This is a genomic window from Nocardia sp. AB354, assembly GCF_049538315.1.
Classification (GTDB): Bacteria; Actinomycetota; Actinomycetes; order Mycobacteriales; family Mycobacteriaceae; genus Nocardia; species Nocardia nova.
This window is the reverse complement of the sequence record NZ_JBMVFU010000012.1, coordinates 53,919-78,644: the sequence shown is the minus strand read 5'-3', so window position 1 is coordinate 78,644 and position 24,726 is coordinate 53,919. Positions and strand designations below refer to the sequence as shown.

Annotated in this window: 21 protein-coding genes; 8 read left to right on the top strand and 13 right to left on the bottom strand. The window is 68.8% G+C overall.

The annotated features are described in order from the left end of the window. Window positions 1–100: 100 nt before the first annotated feature. A complete protein-coding gene (locus ACPCUW_RS18960) occupies window positions 101–1,168 on the top strand; it encodes a hypothetical protein (RefSeq protein WP_423426196.1) in 1,068 nt (355 codons plus the stop codon). 13 nt (window positions 1,169–1,181) lie between these two features. Here the strand turns inward: ACPCUW_RS18960 and ACPCUW_RS18955 are convergent, their stop codons facing one another. Beyond that, complete coding sequence (locus ACPCUW_RS18955; protein WP_064906038.1) at window positions 1,182–2,156, bottom strand: DUF389 domain-containing protein; 975 nt, start codon at window positions 2,154–2,156, stop codon at window positions 1,182–1,184. 138 nt (window positions 2,157–2,294) lie between these two features. Then, the gene (aspS, locus tag ACPCUW_RS18950) at window positions 2,295–4,079 is read right to left on the bottom strand and encodes an aspartate--tRNA ligase (RefSeq protein ID WP_423426195.1); all 1,785 of its coding nucleotides are present in this window, start codon (window positions 4,077–4,079) and stop codon (window positions 2,295–2,297) included. A 306-nt stretch (window positions 4,080–4,385) separates the two neighbouring features. On the opposite strand from aspS, the gene ypfJ reads away from it, so the two are divergent. Together ypfJ and ACPCUW_RS18940 are read left to right on the top strand one after the other, a co-directional pair. Further along, window positions 4,386–5,285, top strand: a complete 900-nt coding sequence (ypfJ, locus tag ACPCUW_RS18945; RefSeq protein ID WP_423426194.1) for a KPN_02809 family neutral zinc metallopeptidase — start codon at window positions 4,386–4,388, stop codon at window positions 5,283–5,285. Between the two features lie 98 nt (window positions 5,286–5,383). Next, a complete protein-coding gene (locus tag ACPCUW_RS18940; protein WP_423426193.1) occupies window positions 5,384–5,932 on the top strand; it encodes a hypothetical protein in 549 nt (182 codons plus the stop codon). Window positions 5,933–5,947: 15 nt separating this feature from the next. Here ACPCUW_RS18940 and ACPCUW_RS18935 read toward each other — a convergent pair whose 3' ends face one another. The 4 genes from ACPCUW_RS18935 to ACPCUW_RS18920 all read right to left on the bottom strand — a co-directional run bounded on the left by ACPCUW_RS18935 (window position 5,948) and on the right by ACPCUW_RS18920 (window position 11,274). Further along, a complete protein-coding gene (locus tag ACPCUW_RS18935; protein ID WP_423426191.1) occupies window positions 5,948–7,027 on the bottom strand; it encodes a 2-oxoacid:ferredoxin oxidoreductase subunit beta in 1,080 nt (359 codons plus the stop codon). Next, window positions 7,024–8,976, bottom strand: coding sequence for a 2-oxoacid:acceptor oxidoreductase subunit alpha (locus ACPCUW_RS18930; protein WP_064906034.1), 1,953 nt, complete (start codon window positions 8,974–8,976; stop codon window positions 7,024–7,026). The genes ACPCUW_RS18935 and ACPCUW_RS18930 overlap by 4 nt, the downstream gene beginning before the upstream one ends. Before the next feature lie 171 nt (window positions 8,977–9,147). Then, window positions 9,148–10,191 carry an Rv2578c family radical SAM protein gene (locus tag ACPCUW_RS18925; RefSeq protein WP_423426190.1) on the bottom strand — a complete coding sequence of 348 codons (1,044 nt, stop codon included), beginning with the start codon at window positions 10,189–10,191 and terminating at the stop codon, window positions 9,148–9,150. A 90-nt stretch (window positions 10,192–10,281) separates the two neighbouring features. Then, a complete protein-coding gene (locus ACPCUW_RS18920; protein WP_064908893.1) occupies window positions 10,282–11,274 on the bottom strand; it encodes an NAD-dependent epimerase/dehydratase family protein in 993 nt (330 codons plus the stop codon). A gap of 175 nt (window positions 11,275–11,449) precedes the next feature. Between ACPCUW_RS18920 and ACPCUW_RS18915 the strand changes: the two genes are divergently transcribed. The 3 genes from ACPCUW_RS18915 (at window position 11,450) to ACPCUW_RS18905 (ending at window position 14,528) form a co-directional block, all read left to right on the top strand. Further along, a complete protein-coding gene (locus tag ACPCUW_RS18915; RefSeq protein WP_030513950.1) occupies window positions 11,450–11,773 on the top strand; it encodes a type VII secretion target in 324 nt (107 codons plus the stop codon). A gap of 3 nt (window positions 11,774–11,776) precedes the next feature. Beyond that, window positions 11,777–13,450: a hypothetical protein gene (locus ACPCUW_RS18910; protein WP_423426189.1), complete on the top strand. Its 1,674-nt coding sequence runs from the start codon at window positions 11,777–11,779 to the stop codon at window positions 13,448–13,450. A gap of 208 nt (window positions 13,451–13,658) precedes the next feature. Continuing rightward, a complete protein-coding gene (locus ACPCUW_RS18905; protein WP_063014369.1) occupies window positions 13,659–14,528 on the top strand; it encodes a TIGR03619 family F420-dependent LLM class oxidoreductase in 870 nt (289 codons plus the stop codon). A 25-nt stretch (window positions 14,529–14,553) separates the two neighbouring features. On the opposite strand, the gene ACPCUW_RS18900 is transcribed toward ACPCUW_RS18905, so the two are convergent. The 3 genes from ACPCUW_RS18900 to hisS form a co-directional block, all read right to left on the bottom strand. After that, entirely contained in the window at window positions 14,554–15,561 is a 1,008-nt protein-coding gene (locus ACPCUW_RS18900) for a malate dehydrogenase (RefSeq protein WP_063019259.1), read from the bottom strand. Between the two features lie 703 nt (window positions 15,562–16,264). Further along, the gene (locus tag ACPCUW_RS18895; protein ID WP_423426187.1) at window positions 16,265–16,921 is read right to left on the bottom strand and encodes a hypothetical protein; all 657 of its coding nucleotides are present in this window, start codon (window positions 16,919–16,921) and stop codon (window positions 16,265–16,267) included. A 14-nt stretch (window positions 16,922–16,935) separates the two neighbouring features. Then, window positions 16,936–18,213: a histidine--tRNA ligase gene (hisS, locus tag ACPCUW_RS18890; protein WP_064902610.1), complete on the bottom strand. Its 1,278-nt coding sequence runs from the start codon at window positions 18,211–18,213 to the stop codon at window positions 16,936–16,938. Window positions 18,214–18,378: 165 nt separating this feature from the next. Between hisS and ACPCUW_RS18885 the strand changes: the two genes are divergently transcribed. Together ACPCUW_RS18885 and ACPCUW_RS18880 are read left to right on the top strand one after the other, a co-directional pair. After that, the gene (locus tag ACPCUW_RS18885; RefSeq protein WP_030513943.1) at window positions 18,379–19,245 is read left to right on the top strand and encodes a peptidylprolyl isomerase; all 867 of its coding nucleotides are present in this window, start codon (window positions 18,379–18,381) and stop codon (window positions 19,243–19,245) included. Window positions 19,246–19,443: 198 nt separating this feature from the next. Continuing rightward, a complete protein-coding gene (locus ACPCUW_RS18880) occupies window positions 19,444–20,016 on the top strand; it encodes a hypothetical protein (RefSeq protein ID WP_063019267.1) in 573 nt (190 codons plus the stop codon). Window positions 20,017–20,107: 91 nt separating this feature from the next. On the opposite strand, the gene ACPCUW_RS18875 is transcribed toward ACPCUW_RS18880, so the two are convergent. The 4 genes from ACPCUW_RS18875 to ACPCUW_RS18860 form a co-directional block, all read right to left on the bottom strand. Then, window positions 20,108–20,494 carry a DUF4913 domain-containing protein gene (locus tag ACPCUW_RS18875; RefSeq protein WP_227463134.1) on the bottom strand — a complete coding sequence of 129 codons (387 nt, stop codon included), beginning with the start codon at window positions 20,492–20,494 and terminating at the stop codon, window positions 20,108–20,110. Beyond that, window positions 20,491–22,326: a type IV secretory system conjugative DNA transfer family protein gene (locus ACPCUW_RS18870; protein ID WP_030513940.1), complete on the bottom strand. Its 1,836-nt coding sequence runs from the start codon at window positions 22,324–22,326 to the stop codon at window positions 20,491–20,493. The genes ACPCUW_RS18875 and ACPCUW_RS18870 overlap by 4 nt, the downstream gene beginning before the upstream one ends. Window positions 22,327–22,362: 36 nt before the next feature. Continuing rightward, on the bottom strand, window positions 22,363–22,872 hold the full coding sequence (locus ACPCUW_RS18865) for a hypothetical protein (protein WP_082940443.1): 510 nt from the start codon (window positions 22,870–22,872) through the stop codon (window positions 22,363–22,365). A 149-nt stretch (window positions 22,873–23,021) separates the two neighbouring features. Continuing rightward, window positions 23,022–24,725, bottom strand: a complete 1,704-nt coding sequence (locus ACPCUW_RS18860) for a peptidoglycan DD-metalloendopeptidase family protein (protein WP_423426185.1) — start codon at window positions 24,723–24,725, stop codon at window positions 23,022–23,024. Between the last annotated feature and the right edge of the window lies 1 nt (window position 24,726).

Sequence of the window (24,726 nt, the reverse complement as noted above, 5' to 3'; positions counted from 1 at the left end):
CCGCGGCCCGTCGCTTGACACGCCCGGCCGTGTCCGGTTGTGTCGAAATCTCAACTGCAGTGTGCCGCACCAGAACCCAGGTGATTCGAAAGGTCCGACGATGACCGACTCCCCGCAGTCCGCACCCCGCGACACCGGCGAAGGCGGTGAACGGCGACCGGAGAGCCGGCCCGGGCAGCATCCCACCGGTCCAGGACGACCCGGCGCCGGGACAGGCGAACATCCCGCAACGCCGGGCGGGCCCGAAATGGCCGGAGCCACGGGATATCCGCAGTTCGAGGGCACCGGGGCCCCGCAGTACGGCGCCTCCCGGTACGGCGGGGCGCCGGGCGAGCCGCCGCCGGTCACTCCGGGCGGGGTGCCCCCGGTGGCGTCCGGAGCACAGGGACAACCCGGGCCCACCTACGGTCCGCCCGGCAGCGTCCCGCCGGGCGCCTATCCGCCGCCCGCCGATCCGACCTGGGGCGCACCGGATAACGGCATGCCGCCACAGGGCGCGCCCGGTTACGGCGCGCCGCAGGGATACCCCGGCGGACCGGGCTACGCCGCGGCACCGGGTCTCAATATCGGCCGGGCGCTCAGCTTCGCGTGGGATCGCTTCCGCGCCAATCCGATTCCCTGGGTCGCGATCACGCTCGTCGGATTCGTCGCCTATCTGATGGTGACGGTGGTGGTGAACGTCACGCATATGAACTCGCTGATGCCGGTGATGCTGATCGGCTTGCTCGCGGCGGTCGTGGTCTGGCTGCTGCAGGCGGCGATGATTCGCGGCGCGTTGTACGAAACCGACGGCACACCACCGGATTTCGCCTCGTTCTTCGGCTTCGTCAACGCCGGCAACGTGCTGATCACCGCGCTGCTCGTCTTCGTGGCGGCCTGCGTCGGCGCGGTGTTGTGCATCGTGCCGGCACTCATCGTCGGCTATCTGTGCATGTTCTCGCTGCACTACGTCATCGACCAGGACCTCGATCCGTTCAGCGCGATCAAAGCCAGTGTGCAACTGGTGGTCTCGAATTTCGTCCCGACGCTGCTGCTGGCCCTGACCGTCGCCGCGCTGACCATCGTCGCCACCGCACTGTGCGGCATCGGCCTGCTGGTGGTGGGACCGCTCACTGTTATCGCGGTCACCTACTCCTACCGGATGCTCACCGGCGGATTGATCGCCTGAGTCGGCCGCCGGCTCAGCGGTCGTCGCCGGACCACCAGCGCGCCAGCACATTCAGCCGCTTCGGACGTGGCGGGCCCAGCGCGTGCCCGTGGTGGGGACGCAGTTGCAGCACGATGATGCCCGCCACGACGATGCCGACCATGTTCACGCCCAGCTGGCCGATCGACTCGAAGGCCTTGTGCCATTCGCCGACGGTGGCGGCGACCGCGGCGAAACCCGCGGCCGGAATCGTCGTCACCGAGATGAACACCCCGACCAGCGCCGCCGACTTCGCGGTCACCAGCGACATCATCCCCGCCGCACCCGCGAGCAGGGCCACCACCAGTGAAAACGGCCCCACCTCGTAGATGAAGTCCACGTTGCGGATGGCGTGGATGCGATCGACGGTGATCCAGCCGAACTGTTCCCACACCAGTGAGGCCAGTGCCGCGATCCCCATCGCCACCGGGAAGCCGATCAGCAAGGCCAGGATCGAGCGGCGGGCGAGGCGAAAGTTCCTGCGCACCACCGCGACCGCGATGGCGGCCAGCGGCCCGAACTCGGGGCCGACCACCATGGCGCCGACGACCGTCACCGGCGAATCGGTGGCCACACCGACGACGGCCAGCAGGCACGCGATCGTGATGAACGACAGGAATGTGGGGCTGAGCGTCGATTCCTCGTGGGTCTGGGCGAGCAGCTCCTCCCAGACGATCGCATCCGACGGATCGCCCGGCGCCGCCTCGACCGCGCGGTCGGCCGGGGTCGACAGCACCGTTTCCACCGGGGAGAGCATGATGCCGCCGTAGTCGTTGATGCCCAGCCCGCGCAGACCGGCCAGCACGTCGTTGGCCGACTCGCGCGCGATATCGGCTTGGACGAGATCACCGGGCGGTTCGACCGAGGCGCCGCGCTGCACGGTGATGAGCGTGGCGCCGGGCTCTGACCGCAGCGCGGTCACCGCGGCGTCGGTCGACTCCGGTGGGCACACCGCCCGCAGGTGCAGCACCTCAATCCCCTGTCGTCGGCAGATCGTCCGGCACCGAGTGGCGCCGGACGATCTGCAGACTAACCGGTGCGCGGCCGCGGCTGCCCCCAACCACGGCGGCGCTCACGGGTTCGGATCGAAGCGGTTCGCGGATCGGACCTACGTGGTCTTCGGCTTGCCGTGCTCGTCGAGCACCACGTCGAGCCCGGCTTCCTTGCGCTGCTGCGCGGTGATCGGGGCCGGCGCGTCGGTCAGCGGGTCCACACCGCCGCCGGACTTCGGGAACGCGATGACCTCGCGGATCGAATCCACTCCGGCCAGCAGTGCGGTGATGCGGTCCCAGCCGAAGGCGATACCACCGTGCGGCGGCGCGCCGAAAGCGAAGGCGTCCAACAGGAATCCGAATTTCTCCTGCGCCTCGTCGTGGCTGATGCCCATGACCTCGAACACCCGCTCCTGCACGTCGCGGCGATGGATGCGGATGCTGCCGCCGCCGATCTCGTTGCCGTTGCAGACGATGTCGTAGGCGTAGGCCAGCGCCGAGCCGGGATCGGTGTCGAAGGTGTCGATGGACTCCGGCTTCGGCGAGGTGAACGCATGGTGCACCGCGGTCCAGGCCGAATGCCCAAGGGCCACATCACCGCTCGCGGTGGCGTCGGCGGCGGGTTCGAACATCGGCGCGTCCACGATCCACACGAACGCCCAGGCGTCCTCGTCGATCAGGCCGCACTTGCGCGCGATCTCGCCACGCGCCGCGCCCAGCAGCGCCCGGCTCGACTTCTCCTCTCCGGCGCCGAAGAAGATGCAGTCGCCCGGCGCGGCACCGACGTGCTTTGCCAGCCCCTCGCGTTCGGCGTCGGACAGGTTCTTGGCGACCGGGCCGCCGAGGGTGCCGTCTTCGCCGACCAGGATATAGGCCAGGCCCTTGGCCCCGCGCTGCTTGGCCCACTCCTGCCAGGCGTCGAGCTGGCGCCTCGGCTGGCTGGCCCCACCCGGCATCACCACCGCGCCGACATACGGCGCCTGGAAGACCCGGAAGGGCGTGTCCTTGAAGTACTCGGCACATTCGGTGATCTCGATGCCGAAGCGCAGGTCGGGCTTGTCGGTGCCGTAGCGGCGCATCGACTCGGCGTAGGTCATGTGCGGAATAGGGGTCGGGATCTCGTGGCCGATCAGCTTCCACAGCGCGACCAGGATGTCCTCGGCCAGCAGGATCACATCCTCCTGCGTCACGAAGCTCATCTCCAGGTCGAGCTGGGTGAACTCGGGCTGGCGGTCGGCGCGGAAATCCTCGTCGCGGTAGCAGCGGGCGATCTGGTAGTAGCGCTCCACACCGGAGACCATCAGCAACTGCTTGAACAGCTGCGGGCTCTGCGGCAGGGCGTAGAACTTGCCGGGCTGCAGGCGTGCGGGCACCACGAAGTCACGCGCGCCCTCGGGGGTGGACCGCGTCATCGTCGGAGTCTCGACCTCCACGAACGCGTGCTGGGCCAGCACCTCGCGGGCCGCGGCGTTGACCTTCGACCGCAGCCGGATGGCGTGGGCGGGGCCCTCGCGGCGCAGATCGAGGTAGCGATACTTCAGGCGCGCCTCCTCACCGGGCTGATCGTCGAGCTGGAACGGCAGCGGCGCGGCCTCGTTGAGCACCTCGAGTTCGGTGACGTTCACCTCGATCGCACCCGTGGGCAGGTTCGGGTTCTCACTGCCGTCCGGACGCGCCTCGACCACACCGGTGACCCGCACGCAGTACTCCGCGCGCAGCCTGTGGGCCTGCTCGGCCGGCTCACCCTCGCGGAAGACCACCTGCGCGACCCCCGACGCATCGCGCAGATCGATGAAGATCACGCCACCGTGGTCTCGCCGCCGGGCCACCCAGCCGGTGAGGGTGACGGTCAGACCGGCGTGCTCGCTTCGCAGCGAACCAGCCAAGTGGGTGCGCAGCACGGGATTCCTTTCGACGACACGGTGCACCGGGCGCGGGATGACCTGGTGCGCCCCCATGGTAGTGAGACAGGTTCGGCGGACGGAAACCGATATCCGGCTCCCGCGTCCCGCCGGGTCGCGCACGCCTCGGCCCCGACGGCGGGCACCCGCGGATCCGCCGTCGCGTCCGCGGGGTTCGCCGTCGGGGCACTCGGCGGACACGAAAGCCACTCGGCCCTCGAGCCGCGGGCGCTCATGTAAAGCTGTAAAGGTTGTTTCGGCTGACCGAGCGCCGAGCAGCCCACTCGATCCACAGGAGCAGCAACGATGACCTTCAACGAAGGTATGGATATCGATCCGGACCGGGTCTCCACCGGAGGCGGAATGGGTCCCAAACTCGCCCTGGGCGGTGGCGGTGGCCTGATCGTGCTGATTCTGGCGGTTCTGTTCGGCGTGAATCCGGGCAATCTGGTCGGCAGCGGGACATCGGGAACGCAGACCGGCGGTGTCGACACCTCCGTCTGCAAAACCAACGGTGACGCGAACCGGTATGCGCAGTGCCGGGTGGTGCTGACCGCGCAGAGTCTCGACGGCGTCTGGGGCGGGGTGCTGCCGCGTCAGACCCGGGTGCAGTACACGAAGCCCGGTGTGACGCTGTTCACCGGCTCGGTCAACACTCGATGCGGCAATGCGACCAGCGCTGTCGGACCCTTTTACTGCCCGGCGGACCGCAAGGCCTATTTCGATACCGGGTTCTTCCAGGAGCTGCGGGACAAGTTCGGTGCGGCGGGTGGTCCGCTGGCCGAGGAGTACGTGGTGGCGCACGAGTTCGGGCACCACATCCAGAACCTGCTGGGCGACAGCGGCCGTGCCCAGCGCGATCCCAAAGGCCCCGACTCGGGATCGGTTCGCCTGGAATTGCAGGCCGATTGCTACGCGGGCCTGTGGGCGAGCTACGCGGACAAGACACCGGCGCCCGGCGGATCCCAGCCGCTGCTGAAGCCGTTGTCCGACAACGATATCCAAGACGCGCTCTCCGCCGCGGCGGCGGTCGGCGACGATCGGATCCAGAAGGCTGCCACCGGGCGGGTGAATCCGGAAGGATGGACGCACGGTTCGTCCACCGAACGGCAGAAATGGTTCCTGACCGGCTACCGGAACGGCCAGGTCGCGGCGTGTGACACCTTCTCGGCAGCGGATCTGAACAATCCGCCGGCCCTGCGCTGAGCGTGGGCGGCCAGCTCTTCGAGCGGGCGGGTCGCTCGGATGTCGGTAGCGGTGCGGTTCACAATGGTCGGCGAGACCGAGACGGGTGGAGGGCAGAAGTGAACACTGTGCGGGAATTCGGCGGTGCGAGACGAGGATTGCCGGGTGTGCGGGCGGCCGTGGCGGTATGCGCCGCGGCGCTGACGATCGCCGGCGGCGCGATGACCGCCGTGGCCGACGAACCCGCGGCCGGACTGTCGGTGGCTCTGACCACGATCCCGGGCGGGGAGCACGCCGGGGTGACCCCGGTCCCGACCCTGCTCGTCTATTCCGACGGGCATGCGGTCGACAGCCCCGACGCCGCCGATCCGGATCGTCCGGCCGACAAGGCACCGCGGCAGCGCAACGGACACGTCTCCCTCGACGCCGTCCACGCCGCCGCCGAGGACGCCAAGAAGCTGGCGGCAGCGGATCTGGGCATGCCCAAGGACGGCAACGGCGGAACCACCCTGCTCGACTTCCTGGGAGCCACACCCGACCAGGATGTGCATCTGGTGGTGTACTCCCCCGGCGGCACCGACGGACTCACCGACGCACAGAAGGCCGACCGCAGCCGTTTCGCAGACCTGTGCAAGAAATTGGTCGACGCCTTCGTCGCCGACCGCTGAGCCGGCCCGGCCGGCTCAGCCGACCGTCCAGGTTTCCCTGCCGTTCAACAGGTCCTGAAGCGACTGCGGCCCAACCGGTTTGCGCTCGACGGCCATCGCGGTTTGCGCACGGACCCCGTCGTCGTAGGTGGGGCGGGTGACGTCGCGGAAGATGCCGATCGGGACGTGAGTCAGGTCCTGGGAGGTCAACCGCGAGAGCGCATAGGCGTATTCGGATCGTTCGCAGTGGGCGTCGTGCACCACGATCTCGCTCTCGGCAACCTCCGCGGTCGCGACGACCTCGAGCCCGAAACCGTTGCGTACCACCGCGAATTCACCGTCGGCGCCGAACCGGATCGGTTCCCCGTGCCGCAAGCGGATGAGGTGCGATTCGGCGTTGTCGCGGCGCAGCGCGTCGAAGGAGCCGTCGTTGAAGATCGGGCAATCCTGGAGGATCTCCACGAACGAAGTCCCGCGGTGTTCGGCCGCGGCGCGCAGCACCTCGGTGAGGCCGGCGCGATCGGAGTCGAGGGCGCGCGCGGCGAAACTCGCCTCCGCTCCCAGCGCCACCGACAATGTGTTGAACGGATGGTCGATCGAACCGAGCGGCGTCGACTTGGTCACCTTCCCCAATTCGGAGGTCGGTGAGTACTGGCCCTTGGTCAGGCCGTAGATCCGGTTGTTGAACAGCAGGATCGTCATGTTCACGTTGCGGCGCAGCGCGTGGATCAGGTGATTGCCGCCGATCGAGAGGGCGTCGCCGTCGCCGGTGACCACCCAGACCGACAGATCCGGCCTGGTCACCGCGAGTCCGGTGGCGATGGCCGGGGCGCGACCGTGGATGGAGTGGATGCCGTAGGCGTCCAGGTAGTAGGGGAATCGGCTGGAACATCCGATTCCCGAGACGAACATCAGGTTTTCCCGCCGCAGACCCAGCTCGGCGAGGAAGCCGCGGACGGTCGCGAGAATGACGTAGTCACCGCATCCCGGGCACCAGCGCACCTCCTGATCGGACGTGAAGTCCTTGACCTTCTGCGGCCCCTCGGCGCCGGGTACTCCGGACACGCCGGTCAGGCCGAGATCGGCGCCGATGAGCGAGGTGTCGAGGATGGTCATCGGTATCCCCCTGTCGTGCGGTAGGTCGCCCGGGCCCGGGCATCGAAGGCCTTGTTCTGTTCCAGCTCGCCGATGGATCCGTCCAGTGCTGCATCGATGACGCCGACCAGCTCCTGGGCGGAGAAGGCGGTCCCGGCCACCTTCGTCCACGGCTGCACGTCGACCAGGTATTTGCCGCGCAGCAGCAGCGCGAGCTGGCCGCCGTTCATCTCCGGCGCCACTACCCGGCGATAGCGCCGCAACACGTCGCCGGTATTGGCGGGGAGCGGATTGAGGTGCCGCAGATGTGCTTGCGCGACCGGCACGCCGCGGCGGCGCGCCCGCCGGCACGCCTCACCGATCGGGCCGTAGGAACTGCCCCAGCCGATCAGCAGCAATTCGGCGGTGCCGTCGGGGTCGTCGACCTCGAGATCGGGCACCGCGATGCCGTCGATCTTCGCCTGACGCAGGCGGACCATCAGTTCGTGGTTGGCCGGATCGTAGGAGATGTTGCCACTGCCGTCCGCCTTCTCGAGCCCACCGATCCGGTGGGCCAGGCCGCCGGTGCCGGGCCTGGCCAGCGGCCTGGCGAGGGTTTCGGGGTCGCGCGCGTAGGGCTGGAACGGTGCCCCGGCCGCGGCGCCGTCGTCCACCGGTGGCTCGAATGCCGGGTCGATCGGCTCGAGGTCGGACACCCGCGGAATCGACCAGGGTTCGGATCCGTTGGCGATGGCGCCGTCGGACAGCAGCAGCACCGGAGTGCGATAGGTGAGCGCGATCCGCGCCGCGTCCACCGCGGCGGCGAAACAGTCCGCCGGTGAGCGGGGAGCCACGACGGCGACGGGCGATTCGCCGTTGCGCCCGTACAGCGCCTGCAGCAGATCGGCCTGTTCGGTCTTGGTGGGCAGACCGGTCGAGGGCCCGCCGCGCTGGACGTCGATGATCACCAGCGGCAGTTCCGTCATCACCGCCAGCCCGATGGTCTCGCTCTTGAGCGCCAGCCCGGGACCCGAGGTGCTGGTCACGCCGAGTGCGCCGCCGATCGAAGCTCCCAGTGCCGCACCGATTCCCGCGATCTCGTCCTCGGCCTGGAAGGTGGTCACGCCGAAGTTCTTGTGCTTGCTCAGCTCGTGCAGGATGTCGGAGGCCGGCGTGATCGGATAGGTGCCCAGGAATACCGGTAGCCCGGACAGCTGCCCGGCCGCGATCACGCCGTAGGCCAGGGCGGTATTGCCCGTGACCTGCCGGTAGGTCCCCGGCGGCAACGCGGCGGGCGCGACTTCGTATGTGGTGGCGAAGGTTTCGGTCGTTTCGCCGTAGTTCCAGCCGGCCCGGAACGCCAGCACGTTCGCCTCGCCGATTTCCGGCGTGGCGGCGAACTTCTCGCGCATGAAGGCCTCGGTACCGCCTAGCGGCCGGCCGTACATCCACGACAGCAGCCCCAGGGCGAACATGTTCTTCGCGCGCTGGCCGTCCTTCTTGCCGACTCCGGCCGGTTCGGTGGCGGCCAGTGTCAGCGACGTCATCGGCACCCGGTGCACCACGAAGTCACCGAGGCTGTCGTCGGTCAGCGGATCTCGCTCGTAGCCGACTTTCGCGAGGGTGCGTTTGGTGAACTCGTCGGTATTGACGATGACCGTCGCGCCCCGTGCGAGATCGTCGACGTTCGCCTTCAGCGCGGCCGGGTTCATGGCGACCAGTACGTCGGGCTGATCGCCCGCGGTGAGAATGTCGTAGTCGGCGATCTGGATCTGGAACGACGACACCCCGGGGAGCGTGCCCTGGGGTGCTCGGATCTCGGCCGGAAAGTTCGGCTGGGTGGCGAGGTCGTTGCCGAAGGCGGCCGCCTCGTGGGTGAATCGGTCTCCGGTCAGCTGCATACCGTCGCCGGAATCACCGGCGAAGCGGATGACGACCTTCTCCAATTTTTCGCTGCCGGTGGGGCCGTCAACGCCCTGATTCGACACCATGCGCCTGCATCACTTCCTCGTAGGGATGAGGTACCACACGCCAAGTTACTCCGCGGCTCGCCGGAGAATCCGTGGAACGAACAACCCGGCGAGCATGCGGTACAACGAATTTCGGCCGCACGCGGCCGGGCCCCCAGGGGCCGGTGGGTCCGCCGGTATCCGGCGGAGCGATCAACCGAACAACGCCAACTGCGGGTCGGACCGTACTGCCTGTATGTCATCGCCCGGCTCGGAGGGCCCCGCGGCCCGGCCCCGCGCCGGTCGTTCCCGGTGCCGGTCGAGCCGATACCGGGTGAGCAGCGGGTCCACCCGCTGCCGTAACCACGCAGAATACTCCGGTGTGACGTACGCCCCACGACCGTACAACTGCCGGTATCGCCGCAGGAGCGCCGGGTGATGGTCGGCCAGCCACTGCAGGAACCAGCCCCGGGTACTGCCGCGCAGATGCATGGGCAGCACGGTGGCCCGCGCCCCGCCGGACGCCGCGATCGCGCCGAGCAACCGGTCCAGGTGGGCGACGTCGTCGGTGAGATACGGAATGACGGGAGCCACCATCACGTTCACGTCGAATCCGGCCTCGGCCAGCGCGCGCACCAGTTCCAACCGCGCCCGCGGGCCGGGCGTACCCGGCTCGACCGCGCGGTGCAGTTCTTCATCGACCGTCGCGATCGACACTGCCAGACTCACCGGGACCACCTGGGCCGATTGCACGAGCAGCGGCAGGTCCCGCCGCAACAACGTGCCCTTGGTGAGAATCGAGAACGGCGTACCCGCGTCGGTGAGGGCGGCGATGATCCCCGGCATCAGGCGATAGCGCCCCTCGGCCCGTTGATAGGGATCGGTATTGGTGCCCAGCGCGACCGGCTCGCGCCGCCACGAGCGACGGCGCAGTTCCTGGCGCAGCACCGCGGCCACATTCGTCTTGACCACGATCTGGGTGTCGAAATCACGGCCGGCGTCCAGGTCCAGATATTCGTGGGTGGGCCGGGCGAAGCAGTATCTGCAAGCGTGTGAACAGCCGCGCATCGGATTGATCGTCCATTCGAACGGCACCGCCGAACGCTGCGGCACCTTGTTCAGCGCGCTCTTGCACAGCACCTCGTGAAAGGTGACGCCCTCGAATTCCGGCGTCTGCACGCTGCGGACGAAACCGGCACGCTCCAGCCCTGGAAGCGCGCCGTCGTCGGCTGCCGGGTTCTGGTTCTGCCATCGCACCCATCCAGTCGAACACCCGTTCGATACGATGTCAAGGACCGCGCCGCGGACGCACCCCGCGCACGCCGCGGCGCCGGCCCCGCAACGATCTCAGGCCATACTGCTCGCGACCGTGCGCACGGACTCACCCTTATAGAAAGCCACCAGGTCACGCACGGTTTCCTCGGTCGGCCGAGGCAGGTATCCGAGTTCGGTCCGCGCCTTGGTTCCGTCGATCACGGGCGCCGACAGCAATGCGCCCATCGCCGCCCGCGACACCCGATCGCTGCCCAGCATCTTCCCGATCGGTTCCAGCACGGGCAGCGCACCGGAGATCACCTTGGCCGGGATGGCGAAGCGCGGGCCCCGCTTTCCGTTGACCTGGGCGGCGAGCTGGGTGACCTCGAGCATCGTCACCATCGCGCCCGAGAGCAGATAGTTCTCGCCGGTACGCCCGCGCTCGCCCGCGAGAATCAGGCCGGTGGCGACGTCACGCACGTCGACCAGATCGAATCCTCCGCCGATCATCACCGGCACCCGGCCGCGCGCGGCGTCCCACAGCGTCGTGTTGATCCTGGAGTCGGAGTGGTCGACCGGGCCGTAGACACCGGTCGGATTGCAGATCACGGCGTCGAGCCCCCGGTCGACGACCGCGCGCAATTCGACCTCGCCCTGGAATTTGGAGCGGTCGTAGACCGGCAACCCCGGATCGACCGAGCGCGGCGCGTTCTCGTCGATGCGGCCGCCGCAGGTGTACTGATCGAACGCGTGGATCGAACTCGCGTGCACCATGCGCCGGGCGCCGACCGCGAGTGCCGCTTCGGCCACCACCCGCACTCCCTCGGTGTTCACCCGCCAGGCCAGATCGTTGCGATGCGCGAGGGTGATCACGGCGACGAGGTGGTAGACCACCTCGGCCCCGGCCAGTGCCGAACGCATCGACACCGGATCCAGCACGTCGCCACTCACCCAAGTCACACTCGGATCCGTTGCGCCGGAGGGCCTTACCCGGTCGATGGCGGTCACCTCGTGACCGCGCTCCACCAGCTGGTGGAGCAGATTCGTGCCAAGGAAGCCGGCTGCGCCGGTGACTGCGACCTTCATGCGACGAGAATATAGAACCCGTTCTAATTTGCAACATGTTCTAGTTTGTCGGACTCGAATCGCGTCGGCCGGGTCGGTTATATTGAGCCCAGCCCAGCCTCCGGTCGAAGCCCGGTCGCGAGGCTTGTTCGACGTTGACGACTCAGTTGACCAACGATGATTGGGGGGCAGTTCGATGAGCGATCTCACCGCCGACCAGAGCGCGATCAGCGCGTTCGGGGCGACACATCAGAGCATCGGAACCGAAATCGCGGGAGCGGCCGATATGGACACCGCGACGCATGTAGCCGCGATGACGCCCGTTTTCGGGCTCATCGGCGCCGACTATCTGGCGATGTTCGCCGCCGCGCAGGTACTGCATTGCAGCGATGTCAACGACCTGTCGGCCAAATGTAATCACTTGGGACAGTCCGCATTCGGCACCGTCGCGATCCTCGGCGACAACGACGGAGCCGCCGCCGGCGCCCTGGGCGCCATCGGCAACGCGATCGGAGGCTGATCGGTGCACACCATCGGTTCCGGAACCGACTCCGGCGTCATCGCCGCCCCGGCCGCACCCGCCGCCGACACCTCACCGATCGCGCCCGCCGCACCTGTATCCACCCCGGATCCCGTGCTGGCCTCGGCCGCACAGCAGGGCCCGATCACCGATATCCCGCTGCCACAGCTGCCGCCGGATACGGCGCCCGCATCGGCGCCGGCCTTCACCACCGCACGGAAAGAGTTCGAGGACAACGGTTCCCACGGAATCGGCGCTCCGCACCTGCCCGGCGGAGGTTCCGGCACCCCCGATGCCGGCGACGCCCATACCGGTGTGCTGGGCGACGCCGCGTCGCCGCTGCTCGGCGCGGGCCACGAGGCGCTGCATCAGGCCGCCGGAGCGCTCGGCGCAATGCCCGGCGCGCAGCACGTGCTCGAGGGGGCCCAGGCCGCGCTGAACCAGGCGCCGGCCGCACTCGACGGTGCCGCCGGCGCGGTCCAGCAGGCCGGCGCCCCGGTCGCCGCGGCATTGCCGGCGAATCTGCCGCCGATGCCCGCCGATCCGGTGGCCGCGCTGATGAACGGTATGGCCCTGCCCGCGCTGCCGGGTCTCGACGTGCTGTTCAAACCGTTCCTCGACCTGCTGTCGAGTTTCGGCACCGGTGTGATGGGGGCCCTGAATCCGGCCGATCTGCTCAGCCAGTCCTCGCAGGTCATCCAGAGCGCCATGCAGATCGGCATGGGCGCGATGAAGTCGGTCGAGCAGGTCTGGCAGGGCCAGTCGGCCGGTAGCGCCCAGGCGGCGGGCCAACAGGTCCAGGCGCACGGTGAGGACGCCAGCCAGCGCGGCTTCGACATCTCGAAACTCACCGACGAGGCAGCGTCGGTGGTGCAGCGCGGCAACGTCCAGCTCACTCAGGTCGCCCAGTCGTTCGCGACCCAGGCCACCGCGCTCGCGCCGGTTGCCCTGACTCCACCCGGTCAGGCCACGCTGATCGCCACGGCCACCGAATATCTCGGCCAGGCGGTCACGATCGTCAACGCCACCCGCGGCGAATTGGGCGGCTACACCGGCCAATTGGCGAATGTGGTCAACCAGCTCGCCGGCCAGTACGCGCCGCAGGCGGCCGATGCCGCCCAGGCGGTCGCGCAGAACGTCGGGCAGCCGATCGTGGAGCAGGCCCAGAATCTGCTGTCGGGCGGCAGCGCGGACACCCAGGCCGCCGGTCTCGGTGACCTGACCGGTTCCGGCCTGCCCGGGGCTTCGACGCATGCCAGCGCCTTCGGCGGTAACGGCGCGCACCCGGGTTCGATGAGCGGCAGCGGTGCCGGCGGCGGGCTGAGCGGTCTCATGGGCGGGCTCGGCGGCACCGCGTCCGGTGGCGGCGCAGCGGCCAAACCGGGCCTGGGCTCCTCGGTTCCGGGCGCCCGGCCGGGAATCCCCGGGATGCCGTTCGGTCCGGGCATGCCCGGAATGCCCGGCCAGGGCACGCCCGGTTCGGGTTTCATGGGCGGCGGCACACCGGCCGCCGGGCAGCGCAACTCCGATGACGAGCGCGGCCGCACGGTGCAGAACTACCAGAGCCTCACCGGCAACACCGACCTCACCGGCCCGCTGGGAGAGACCGCGCCCGAGGTCATCGGCCAGACCCACTCCGACGAGCTCATCAGCGATTACGAGAACGACCAGCTCTGATCGCCGCGGCGCGTCGGCCGAATCATCACCCGGAATGGCCCGGACCGTACGGTCCGGGCCATTCGTCGTCGGGAGCCGTACTTAGAACAGGTTCATTAGCCCGATCAGTGGCCGAACTCGGGACAACGCACTGCCTATCCCACTAGGATCGCCAGCACAACTAGAATCTGTTCTAGTTTCATATCGGCAACACCCGAGAGGACCACCGATGCGTTTCACCTACGCGGAGGCGATGACCGATCCGGCGCACTACGTACCGCTGGCACAGGCCGCCGAGGCGGCCGGATTCCACAGTATGACCATCGCCGACAGCGTCGCCTATCCCGCGGAGTCGGATTCGACCTACCCGTACACCCCGGACGGCAACCGGGAATTCCTCGACGGCAAACCGTTCATCGAGGCGTTCATCCTCTCCGCCGCGCTGGCGGCGGTGACCACCACGCTGCGGTTCACCCCCTTCGTGGTGAAACTGCCGATCCGCCCGCCGGTGCTGGTGGCCAAACAGGCCGCGTCCCTCGCCTACCTCAGCGGCAACCGCTTCTCGCTCGGGGTCGGCATCAGCCCGTGGCCCGAGGACTTCCAGATCATGGGGGTGCCGTTCGAGCGGCGCGGCAAGCGCATGGACGAATGCATCGAAATCGTGCGCGGCCTCTCGCGGGGCGAGTACTTCGAATACCACGGCGAGTTCTACGACATCCCGAAGATCAAGATCACCCCGGGTGCCACCGAACCGCTGCCGATCCTGGTCGGCGGCCACAGCGATGCCGCGTTGCGGCGCGCCGTGCGCCTGTGCGACGGCTGGATGCATGCCGGGGGCGATCCGGAGGATCTCGACCGCATGCTCGCCCGGCTGAACGAATTGCGTTCCGAGCGTGACGCGTCCACGCCGTTCGAGATTCATGCGGCCTCGCTGGACGCCTACACCACCGACGGCATCAAGCGGCTCGAGGACAAGGGCGTCACCGACGTGATCGTCGGCTTCCGCTACCCCTACGTCGCCGGCGACGACACCGAGCCGCTCGCGGACAAGATCGCGCATCTGGAGAAGTACGCGGAGAAGGTCATCGCCAAGGTGTGATCGGCGGCGCGAGCGGTCGATCGGCTCAGCCGCGCTTGGCGAAGCCGAGATCGATCACCGCCTCGCGCTCGGCCGCCAGCTCGGCAACGCTGAGATCGATACGCTCGCGCGAGAATTCGTCGATCTCGAGATCCGGCACGATCGAGTACTCGCCGCCGGCGCACGTCACGGGGAACGAACTGATGAGCCCCTCCGGCACCCCGTACGAGCCGTCGGAGGGCACCGCCATCGACACCCAGTCACCGGCCGGCGTGCCCAGCACCCAATCGTGAATGTGGTCGATGGCCGCACTCGCCGCACTGGCCGCCGAGGACGCCCCGCGCGCGGCGATGATCGCCGTACCGCGCTGCTGGACGGTGGGAATGAAGCTCTCGCGCACCCAGGCCGGATCATCGACCACGCGATCGGCGGGCTGGCCGCCGATCAGTGTGTGGCTGATATCCGGATACTGCGTCGCGGAGTGGTTGCCCCACACCGTCATTCGCGTGATCGAGGCGGCCGGGGCGCCACTGCGCGCGGCGAGCTGGGCGATGGCCCGGTTGTGGTCGAGCCGGGTCAACGCCGTGAAGCGCGCGGCCGGGACGTCGGGTGCGTTGCTCATCGCGATGAAGGCGTTGGTGTTGGCCGGATTTCCGACCACCAGCACCTTCACGTCGCCGGCCGCGCTGGCATTGATCGCCGCGCCCTGATCGGTGAAGATCGGCCCGTTGGCCGCCAGCAGATCCGAACGCTCCATCCCCGCGGTGCGCGGGCGGGCGCCGACCAGAACGGCGACCGAGGCGCCGTCGAATCCCACCCACGGATCGTCGCTGATATCGATCGAATCGAGCAGCGGGAAGGCGCCGTCCTCGAGCTCCATCGCCACCCCCTCGACGGCGCCGACCGCCGCCGGAATCTCGAGCAACCGCAGCCGCACCGGCGTCTGCGGGCCGAGCATGGCGCCGGAGGCGATGCGGAACAGCAACCCGTAGGCGATCTGACCGGCGGCTCCGGTGACGGTGACGGTCACGGGCGTGCGGGTGGCATTGCTCACGACAACTCCTTGTTCACGAGAACTCGACGGTCGGCTTCGATCTTCACCCTAACGACCCTCACCGGCCGAAAGCCGGCACCGTGAGCAACCAGACAGCGCTAGCGCATCGGTACCGTCCCGCAACCGATTTCGATGATCCGCCGGCGGTCTCGCCCGCCACTCACAGCACGGAGAAGGGGCGCCGCCCCTCCGGCGGCCCCCCTTCTCGCGGTAGCTCAGATGCAGAATACGACACTGCCCAAGGGGACGCAGATCGCGACGGAACCGTCGATGTCGCTCGCCGTCGGAGAGGTGCCCGATGGGGTCGCGGCAGACGCGGCGGGGGCGACGACAGCACCGAGGGCCACTGCAATGGCGGCAACCGCGGCTGCTTTGCGGAATTTGATGGTATGCATGGCGAACCCTTCGTTCGAACTCTTCCGATCCTGAAAGACTTGCGACTCTCAGTGTTCGCTGCGCGCATAAGTATTTCCAGACATGAAAGAGTCAAACCCCGGACTTGCCGGATACCGGTGTGGTCACAGCCCCGGTCTGGAGCTGCGAATCACAATCGGCGGAGTAAGCCGAGAGGTTGCCCACCGGGGCAAATGCCGATTCGCCCCGCGCTGCTCCCGATCGGAACCTCGTTATCGAACCGTGACGGCATATCGTTCGCGCGGCGCTCCGAGCCGACGAATTATGTCCGTTTCATACCGATCGCCGCTCAGGAAGCGATATCTCGGCTCAGTGTGGCGATGTCACTGTCGCTCAGCCGCACCGGCTGCACGATATCGCGCGCCCGCACCAGCTGCACCGCCCGATACAGCGGCCGCTCCTCCAGTCCGGCGTCCCGAGCCTCGGCCCGCAACTGTCCGACCAGCAATCCGGACAGCGCCAGCGCGGCGGCCAACTCGGTGGAGGAAAGCGCGTCGGCGAGCTTCCGCAATCCCAGGATGTGCAGTTCACGTCCGCTGCCGGCGTCGGTGTACATAGCCAGCGGCACGGTCTGGGTCCGGCCGCCCGCGGTGATCCGCAGCGCTATCCGGCTCAGCCGTCCCGGATACACGAGCACCTCGACACCCGTCGCCGCGGCGACGTCGAGTCGCCGTCGCCCCACCAGCGTCCGAGCCTCGATCACGCTGCCCGACAACCACATTCGCCGTCGCCGCACCGCCAGCGCGTAGATCGCCGTCGGCGCGCCGAGCACCGCGCCGACCACGACACCGGCCGGCCAGCTCACGACCAGCCCGACCACCACGCCGACGACGACACCCGCACCGATGGCACCCAGCGCCAGCCGCCGCAGCATCGGCGCGTACAGCTCCGGTGCGATGAGGTCGAGGCCGACCGGCTGCTGCGCCGCGGAATTCGCGTCGTTCACGAGGCCGCGCCGTACTACCGCTGCGCGCCCAGCGCCGCCGACACCTGCGCCACCACCTCGGCGAGCGGGATCTGGCGCTGCTCACCGGAGCCGAGATCCTTCAAGCCCACCTGTTCGTCGGCCAGGTCCCGGTCGCCGAGGACCAGCGCGAACGCCGCACCGGACCGGTCGGCGGCCTTCATCGCGCCCTTCACGCCACGCCCGCCATAGGCCAGGTCGACCCGGATCCCGGCCGCGCGCAGGTCGGCCGCGAGCACCACCAGCCGGGCCATCGCCGCCTCCCCGAGCGGCACCCCGAACACATCGACCCGCGCGGGTTCGCCCGCGGCCTTACCCTCGGCCTGCAACGCCAGCATGGTGCGGTCGACACCGAGTCCGAACCCGATCCCGGACAGCGGCTGGCCGCCCAGTTCCGCCATCAGCCCGTCGTAGCGCCCACCGCCGCCGATACCCGACTGCGCGCCCAGGCCGTCGTGCACGAATTCGAACGTGGTTTTGGTGTAGTAGTCCAGGCCGCGCACCATGCGGGGGTTGACCACATACGGCACGCCGAGCGCGTCCAGGTGGCCCAGCACCTGCTCGAAGTGCGCCTTCGCCGAGTCGGAGAGGTGGTCGAGCATCAGCGGCGCCTCGCCGGTGAGGGCGCGGACCTCCTTGCGCTTGTCGTCGAGCACCCGCAGCGGGTTGATCTCGGCGCGGCGGCGGGTCTCCTCGTCCAGCGGCAGGGCGAACAGGAACTCCTGGAGAAGTTCGCGATACTGCGGCCGGCAGGTCTCATCGCCGAGCGAGGTGATCTCGAGCCGGAAGCCCTCGAGCCCCAGCGACCGGAAGCCCGCGTCGGCGATGGCGATCACCTCGGCGTCCAGCGCCGGATCGTCGACGCCGATCGCTTCCACGCCCACCTGCTGCAACTGCCGGTAACGTCCGGCCTGGGGCCGCTCGTAGCGGAAGAACGGGCCGGAATAGCACAGCTTGACCGGCAGCTGACCGCGGTCGAGGCCGTGTTCGATCACCGCCCGCATGACCCCGGCCGTACCCTCCGGCCGCAGGGTCACACTGCGTTCACCGCGGTCGGCGAAGGTGTACATCTCCTTGGTGACCACATCGGTCGATTCGCCCACACCGCGCGCGAACAGCGCGGTGTCCTCGAAGATCGGCAACTCCACATGTCCGTATCCGGCCAGTCGCGCGGCGTGCACGAGCCCGTCCCGTACGGCGACGAACTCCGCCGAGGTGGGCGGCACATAATCCGGAATCCCTTTCGGGGCGGTGAAGCTGCTGGTCTTGGTCACAATGGTCCAGTTTCCCCCACCCGGACGCGGCAAGTCCAACCGGTTCACCCAGCACGAGGCCGAGCAGCGCGATTGTACGGAACGATCCGGGGAAGTTAGGGGTCGTCTCAGGAAGTGATGGCACACTCTTATGCCGATACGCAACCGACACGGGAGGACCGGGTAGTGCCGACCAACGAACAGCGACGAGCGGCGGCCAAGCGCAAGCTGGAACGCCGACTGGAGCGACAGGCGCAGCGTGCGCGCAAGCGTAAGCAGCTGGCGATCGCCGGATCGGCGCTCGGTGTGGTCGTGGTCGTCGCGGCCGGCGTCGGGATCTACTACCTGACCCGCGGCGACGACACCGCGAACGCCGCGGCCAAGACCCCCGACGCCTCGCTCTCGTCCACCCCGCAGGCCGCTCCCCCGCCGGAGGCCAAGCCCAAGACCGCGACGGTGAGCTGCGCCTACACCGATGCCGGCCAGGCCGCCAAACCGGTGCACAAGCCCGAGCAGGCGGAGGTCTCGACCGCGGACTCGCCGAAGGTCGCCGTCGACACCAACCGGGGGCCGATCGGCATTTCGCTCAACGCCGGTGAATCGCCCTGCACGGTCAACAGTTTCGTCAGCCTGGTGCAGCAGAAGTTCTACGACGGCACCCCCTGCCACCGCCTGACCACCGGCGAGGGACTGAAGGTGCTGCAGTGCGGTGATCCGAGCGGTCAGGGCAACGGTGGGCCGGGTTATGCCTTCCCCAACGAGTACCCGACCGACCAATTCGCGCCCGGCGACCCCAACGCCCAGCGGGTTCCGGTGCAGTACAAGCGTGGTGTGGTGGCGATGGCCAACAGCGGCCCCGACACCAACGGCAGCCAGTTCTTCCTCGTCTACGGCGATTCCCAGCTGCCGCCGCAGTACACCATCTTCGGCACCGTCGACGAGGCCGGGCTGAAGACCCTCGACGCCATCGCCAAGGACGGCGTCGAGGACCCGTCGACCGGCGACGGCGCGCCGAAGCAGCCGGTCACGGTGAAGACGATGCAGCTGAGCTGATCCCCGGCGCGGGCCCGGATCCGCCTGCGATGGACCGGATCCGGGGTTAGGCTGCCCTGCTCCGCGCTGGTAACCTCATAGAACGGACAGCGCTGAAGGTGGGGCGCCGCCACCACGGATCGAGCGTTCGTGTGGCGGAGTCCGATACGAAGCACCACAATCGTCCACAGAGACAACTGCAGCATCGGGGAGCAGGCAATGGCCGAGGAACTCGACGACATCGGCCGCGAGACAGCGGCTTTGATGAGGCAAATGTTGCAGCTTGCGACACTGGTCGCACTGCGCACCCGCGAACGTGGTCAGCGAGAAGCCGAAGCGCGCGTGAAGGTCACCCAGGAGCGGGTCAAGGAGACCCGGGAGCGGTTGCTGCGCGAGGCTCGCGAAGCCAAGGCGAAGGATCCGCGCAACCTGGAATTGGCCCGGATGCTCGAGCGGCCCGCCCTGGAACGCGGTATCTCGCTGGAGAAGGACCGCCTGGAACATTCCCGGGTGGCGCGCGGCGCCCGCACCGCCGAGCGGCAGAAGGCGCGTGAACGCGAACTGACCCGCTACGACTCCCCCGAGCGGCGCCAGGCCTTGGCCGCTCATCTGTCCCGCGTCGGGGTGGCGCCGGAATTGGCGGCCGTGCGCATGCTCATGGACGTCAGTCAGGCGCAGCCGCCGCAGGCCGCGGTCCGCACCCGGCCGGAGGAACCGCCGCGGGTCACCCGCGCGCGTGAACACGACGAGCGGATGCGCGAACGCGAACGCGGCCGCGATCGTTCTCGCTGACGAACCCGCTCACGACTGTGCCGCCGACCCGGAACGGGTGGCGGCACAGTCGTTTTCGGCGACGGTCGTTCTCGCGGAGACGGGTCGCGGATCAGCCCTTGTTCGGGTCGGCCTTGCTGGGTTCGCCGAACATGCCCTGCTGCGGCGGGGTGAGCGGGAGGGGGCTGAGCATATCCTTGTGGCCGTTGCGGACACTGCAGTATTTGAACGGCCCGCGCGGATCGAACAACCGCCCCATATGCGGGTCCGCGTGGTCGAGGAACCACACACTCATCCCCGTCTGCGGATCCTGGCGCAGGTACTCCCATGCGCGCCAGAGTGCTTCGAGGCGCATGGCCGCCTCGGCGTGCTTCCACCACTCGGGGCACCACACCGTATCGGTGAGGTCGGTGACCTGACGCCGGTAGACGAGGCTGAGGTAGTTCTCCACGAACTCGACCACGTTCGAGTAGATCATGTCCTGGGGCTGGTCGTTCACAGCGGGCGAACCTCCTCGGGCTGTCCGTAGGTCTCGGGCGGCTCACCGGGCATCGATCCGCCGTCGAGGACGGTCCGCTCACCCACGAGGTCGCTCATCGTGGTGCGACGCTGCGGATCATGCTGTTCGATCGACTTGCGCACCTCGGCAGCGTACTCCCCTTCCCACCACGGCACGGTCCGGACGAGCACCGCGGGCGCACCCGAGGAGAACACCACGGCCCGCCCGCGCGGCAGGGTTGCCAGCGCGTTCGCGTTGAGGGTCCGCGAGGAGCCCAGCGAACGCGAATAACTCTTGCCGCCTTTGGATTCCGAGACCGACGACGAGATGGAGTCGTAGTCGCCGATCGCCTCCGAACGGGCCGCCAGGAATGCCATATCGTCGACGCCGGGGCCGAGGACCTTGATATTGGCCGCCGCCCACAGCGCCTCCATACCGGCCTGACCCCAGCACCGCACGCCCTGCGCCCACGACTGCAGGACGGTCATCACGACGATGCCGCGAGATCCGAAGTGGCTGTACTGCTTCGGCAGATCCTTCCAGCGCACGATGTTGGCCGCCTCGTCGAGCACCGCGAGCAGCGGAATGGAGAGCCGGCCCATGTGTTCATGGGTCGCCTTACGCATCGCGACGTCGACGACCGCTTCGGTGAGGGCACTGACCAGCGGGCCGGCCGAACCGCGGCCCTCCAGCGACAGGCAGTACAGGGTTCCGTTGCGGTTCAGGAAGTCCCATTCATCGAACGCGTAGCGATCGGTGCCCGGCGTGACCCATTGGTGCACATTCGACAACTTCAGGCAGCGGACCATCTTCTTCGCCGTACCGAAAATGCTGTCACGGACCCGTTCGGAGGCGTTGTACTGCTGTGCCAGACCCGAGGCCACGTAATGGTGCCCGGCGGCGCGCAACAACTGGACGGATTCGGTGTCGCTCGGATCCGTCACCCAGTCCCACACCTGGGTGATCGACCGGTTGGCTACGGCGGCAGCGAGGAACATACCCGCCAGCAGATCTTCGGCCTCCGGGTCGAAGAAGCTGTCGGGGGTACCTTCGCCACCGTCGTCGGCGTCGGCGAAGTGACCTGCGAGTCGTGCCGCTCGCATCTCACATCCTTCGTGCCGGGCGTCCACCCAGCCCAGCGGATCCCAATACCAGAGGGCGTGCTCTTCACCCGCGACGCCCTGTGGGTCGAAGACGAACGTGCGAGAACCCTTGCCCTCCCGCACATCTCGGGTCGCGTCGACCACATCGCGCTTGTTGGAGGTGACCAGGACCGGGCCGATGGCGGACAGGATCGCCGGAATGACCCGCGCGGAGGTCTTACCCTGGCGGGGGCCCCAGATGTCGAGATGCAAATCCTCGTACGAACCGAACAGCATCACACCGTCGACCACCCCGACACCGATCGGCACACCGGGCGAATCCTCGTAGCCGAGCCGCACGCCCAGCTGCCGGGCCTTGTCCCGCACCCCGGCCTCGGTGAGTGCCGCGATCGCCCCGCCGCTCCCCATGTACTGGGCCTTGTCGTCCACCGGCAGTTTTCCGCGGCTGCGGCGCTTCTTCATCTCCCGCCGCACGAACACGATGCCGACGACGACGAGCACGACGAGCAGCACGATCACCGTGGAGGCGGTTGGCCACGTCAGTTGTCCCCGCGCGATCTTCGCGATGCAGGCGATCGGGTTGATCGGCACGTCCTGGGGCACCGTCGACAGCTTGTTGCCCAGATGCAGTGCGCCCCACAGGGTGCCGACCACCGCGAAACCGATGTAGATCAGATACAGCGCGAGGTCCGGTCCCGGATCGGCCGGGTCCTTCACCTTCTTCGCCATCTCGCCTCCTGGAATGACCGAGTATGTGGCTGCGGCTCAACGGAATCCGTCGAGCCGCCAGCCGTCGGGGGTGCGGACGACGGTGGCGATCACCGTCGTGGGGGGTAGCGTCTCGCGGGTACCGTCGGTGTGCACGGCGGTCTGCTCGATACCGATCTTGAACTGCTGGTGGTCCGAATCGCCGTTGCCCGGGGCCTGCTCGCCGGATGCGAAGGTGAACGCTTCCACACGCACACCCGAACGCCCCCATTCGGCCCAGCGCAGCGTCGGTTTCGGAGTCTCCTCGCCCGGCGGTGCGTCGAGTGTGCGAAGCAGGCTGGGGCCCAGCCACTTCCGGGCCCGGGCGAGCGAGGCGCCCTGCGTCTCGGTGGCCGGATACCAGGTGAAGATCTCGCGCAGCGCGGCGACGGCGACGCCGTCGGGAGTGCCGGGATCCGGTGCCGGGGCGGCCTCGAGCTGACGCGGAGTCGACGTGGCCGCCGGTGGTTCGGCTCGTTCGGACCCGCCCGCGCAGCCGGACAGCAGTGCGACGCTCACCACCAGCATCACCACCAGGTTCGCGTAGACGGCCCGTCCTGTAGGTCGGCGGCCCGGCGCCCGGAACTCCGGACGCTGTCTCCAGGTTATCGGTCCCGGTCGGTGCCGGGCGACTCCCGGCAATCCGGCGATCCCGGCGTGTCCCGATCGTCGTACCGTCACAACACCCTCCGTAACCGCGCGTCGCCGGGCACGGGCGCTTCGCTCACGCCCGAGGGGTCGGTGGAACGGATCATCCGGCCGTTGCCGGCGTAGATGCCGACCTCGGCCGGCCCGCGCACCCCGAAGCGGGAGAACACCAGATCGCCCTGCTGGGCGTTGCGCATCGGCACCTCGACCCCCGCCTCCCACTGTTGTTCGGCGGTCTGCGGCAACGTCTTCGCGCCCGAGGACGCCGCGAACACCGCGGCCGAGGTCAGCCCCGGGCCGTCCAGTCCACCGCCGGTCGGCCCCTGCGGGCCACCGCCGCCCCACACGTACGGGGTGCCCATCCACTGCTGGGCCGCGGCGAGGATATCGGCGCCCGCCGAACCGTGACCGGGCTGGAATCGGCCCATCGATCCCGGCGCCCGGTACTGCGTCTCCATCGCGAGGATATTCGTGACGTAGGGCCGGGTTTCGGAGAAGTGCGCGGCCACCTGATTGGGCATCCCGCCCGAGGCGAGGACCGCACCCTCGCCGGCGTTGTAGGCGGCCAGCGACAGCGGCACCACATCACCGTGCACCTTGCCCTCGCCGATCCACCGCTCGACCTGATGGGCGATCGAACACATGTAGCGCCCCTGAGCGATGATCGCGTCGCCGTCGTCCCACAGACTGGCCTGCCCGTTGCCGTCCGCGTCGAGCAGATACGGCCGCCCGTCGTCGGGATCGGTGGCCCGCGCTGTGGTGGGCAGGAATTGAGCCAGTCCCTCGGCGCCGGCGGGCGAGGTGAGCCCGCGCTGGAATCCGGATTCCTGACGGCCCTGCGCGGCCAGCACCGAGGCGGTGATCTCCGGGCACAGCGAACCCGCACGGCGATACCAGATTTCGAGTTCCGGCGGCACCTTGCCGTCGGCGAGCGCGCCGCCGGCGCTGCCGAATCCGCGGCTGCACAGCGGGTTCGTCGAATACGGGAAGGCGCCACCGGCATTGGGTGTCAGCGCGCCGTCGAGCCACGGCAGCGGATCGATCTGACGCCCGCCGGTCAGGCGCCCGCCGGGCACGATCTCGAAATGCAGATGTGGACCGGAGGATTCGCCCGCCGACCCGACAGCGCCGATCTCCTCACCGGCCCGCACCCGCTGCCCGACCCGCACCTTCACCCCGCTCGTCCACTCGTGGCCGTAGACGGCGGAGAAGGGACGGCCGTTGACGTCGACGGAGTCGATCACGATCCAGTTGCCGAAGCCGGAGGCGGGACCGGCGGCGACGACGACGCCGTCCGCCACCGAGAACTCCGGGGTGCCGTCCGGTGCGGCCAGATCCACACCGAGATGGGTGCCTCCGCGCGCACCGAAGGTGTCCGACACCGTGAAGGATCCGCCCGGCAGCGGCCAGGTGCGCCGGATCGGCGCGATCCCCGCGGCCAGCGAGGGCGCGCCGGTCGCACTCGGATTCGCCTGTGCCGCAGGGATATCGGCGGCACTGGTGGAGGCGGAGGTGGAGCCGCGCGGTTCCGTCGTGGCGGTCGGTGTGGTGGAGCCCGACTCCGGCGCCCCCGCTGCCCACGGCGCGCCGGAGGTGTCCGGCAGGCCGGAACCGGGCGCGGTCGGCTGATCGGCGCACGGATCCTCCGAGGAGGGCAACACGATCACCACCACGAGGGTGATCAGAGAGACGACACCGCCGAGGACGAGGGCGGTGAGGGTTTTCGCGTTCACC

Excerpts from the sequence above, each read along its gene's own strand:
- ACPCUW_RS18960 (WP_423426196.1), top strand. The coding sequence starts at position 101 with ATGACCGACTCCCCGCAGTCCGCACCCCGCGACACCGGCGAAGGCGGT.
- ypfJ (WP_423426194.1), top strand. The coding sequence starts at position 4,386 with ATGACCTTCAACGAAGGTATGGATATCGATCCGGACCGGGTCTCCACC.
- ACPCUW_RS18935 (WP_423426191.1), bottom strand. The coding sequence starts at position 7,027 with ATGACCATCCTCGACACCTCGCTCATCGGCGCCGATCTCGGCCTGACC.
- ACPCUW_RS18930 (WP_064906034.1), bottom strand. The coding sequence starts at position 8,976 with ATGGTGTCGAATCAGGGCGTTGACGGCCCCACCGGCAGCGAAAAATTG.
- ACPCUW_RS18920 (WP_064908893.1), bottom strand. The coding sequence starts at position 11,274 with ATGAAGGTCGCAGTCACCGGCGCAGCCGGCTTCCTTGGCACGAATCTG.
- ACPCUW_RS18915 (WP_030513950.1), top strand. The coding sequence starts at position 11,450 with ATGAGCGATCTCACCGCCGACCAGAGCGCGATCAGCGCGTTCGGGGCG.
- ACPCUW_RS18905 (WP_063014369.1), top strand. The coding sequence starts at position 13,659 with ATGCGTTTCACCTACGCGGAGGCGATGACCGATCCGGCGCACTACGTA.
- ACPCUW_RS18880 (WP_063019267.1), top strand. The coding sequence starts at position 19,444 with ATGGCCGAGGAACTCGACGACATCGGCCGCGAGACAGCGGCTTTGATG.
- ACPCUW_RS18870 (WP_030513940.1), bottom strand. The coding sequence starts at position 22,326 with ATGGCGAAGAAGGTGAAGGACCCGGCCGATCCGGGACCGGACCTCGCG.
- ACPCUW_RS18865 (WP_082940443.1), bottom strand. The coding sequence starts at position 22,872 with ATGCTGGTGGTGAGCGTCGCACTGCTGTCCGGCTGCGCGGGCGGGTCC.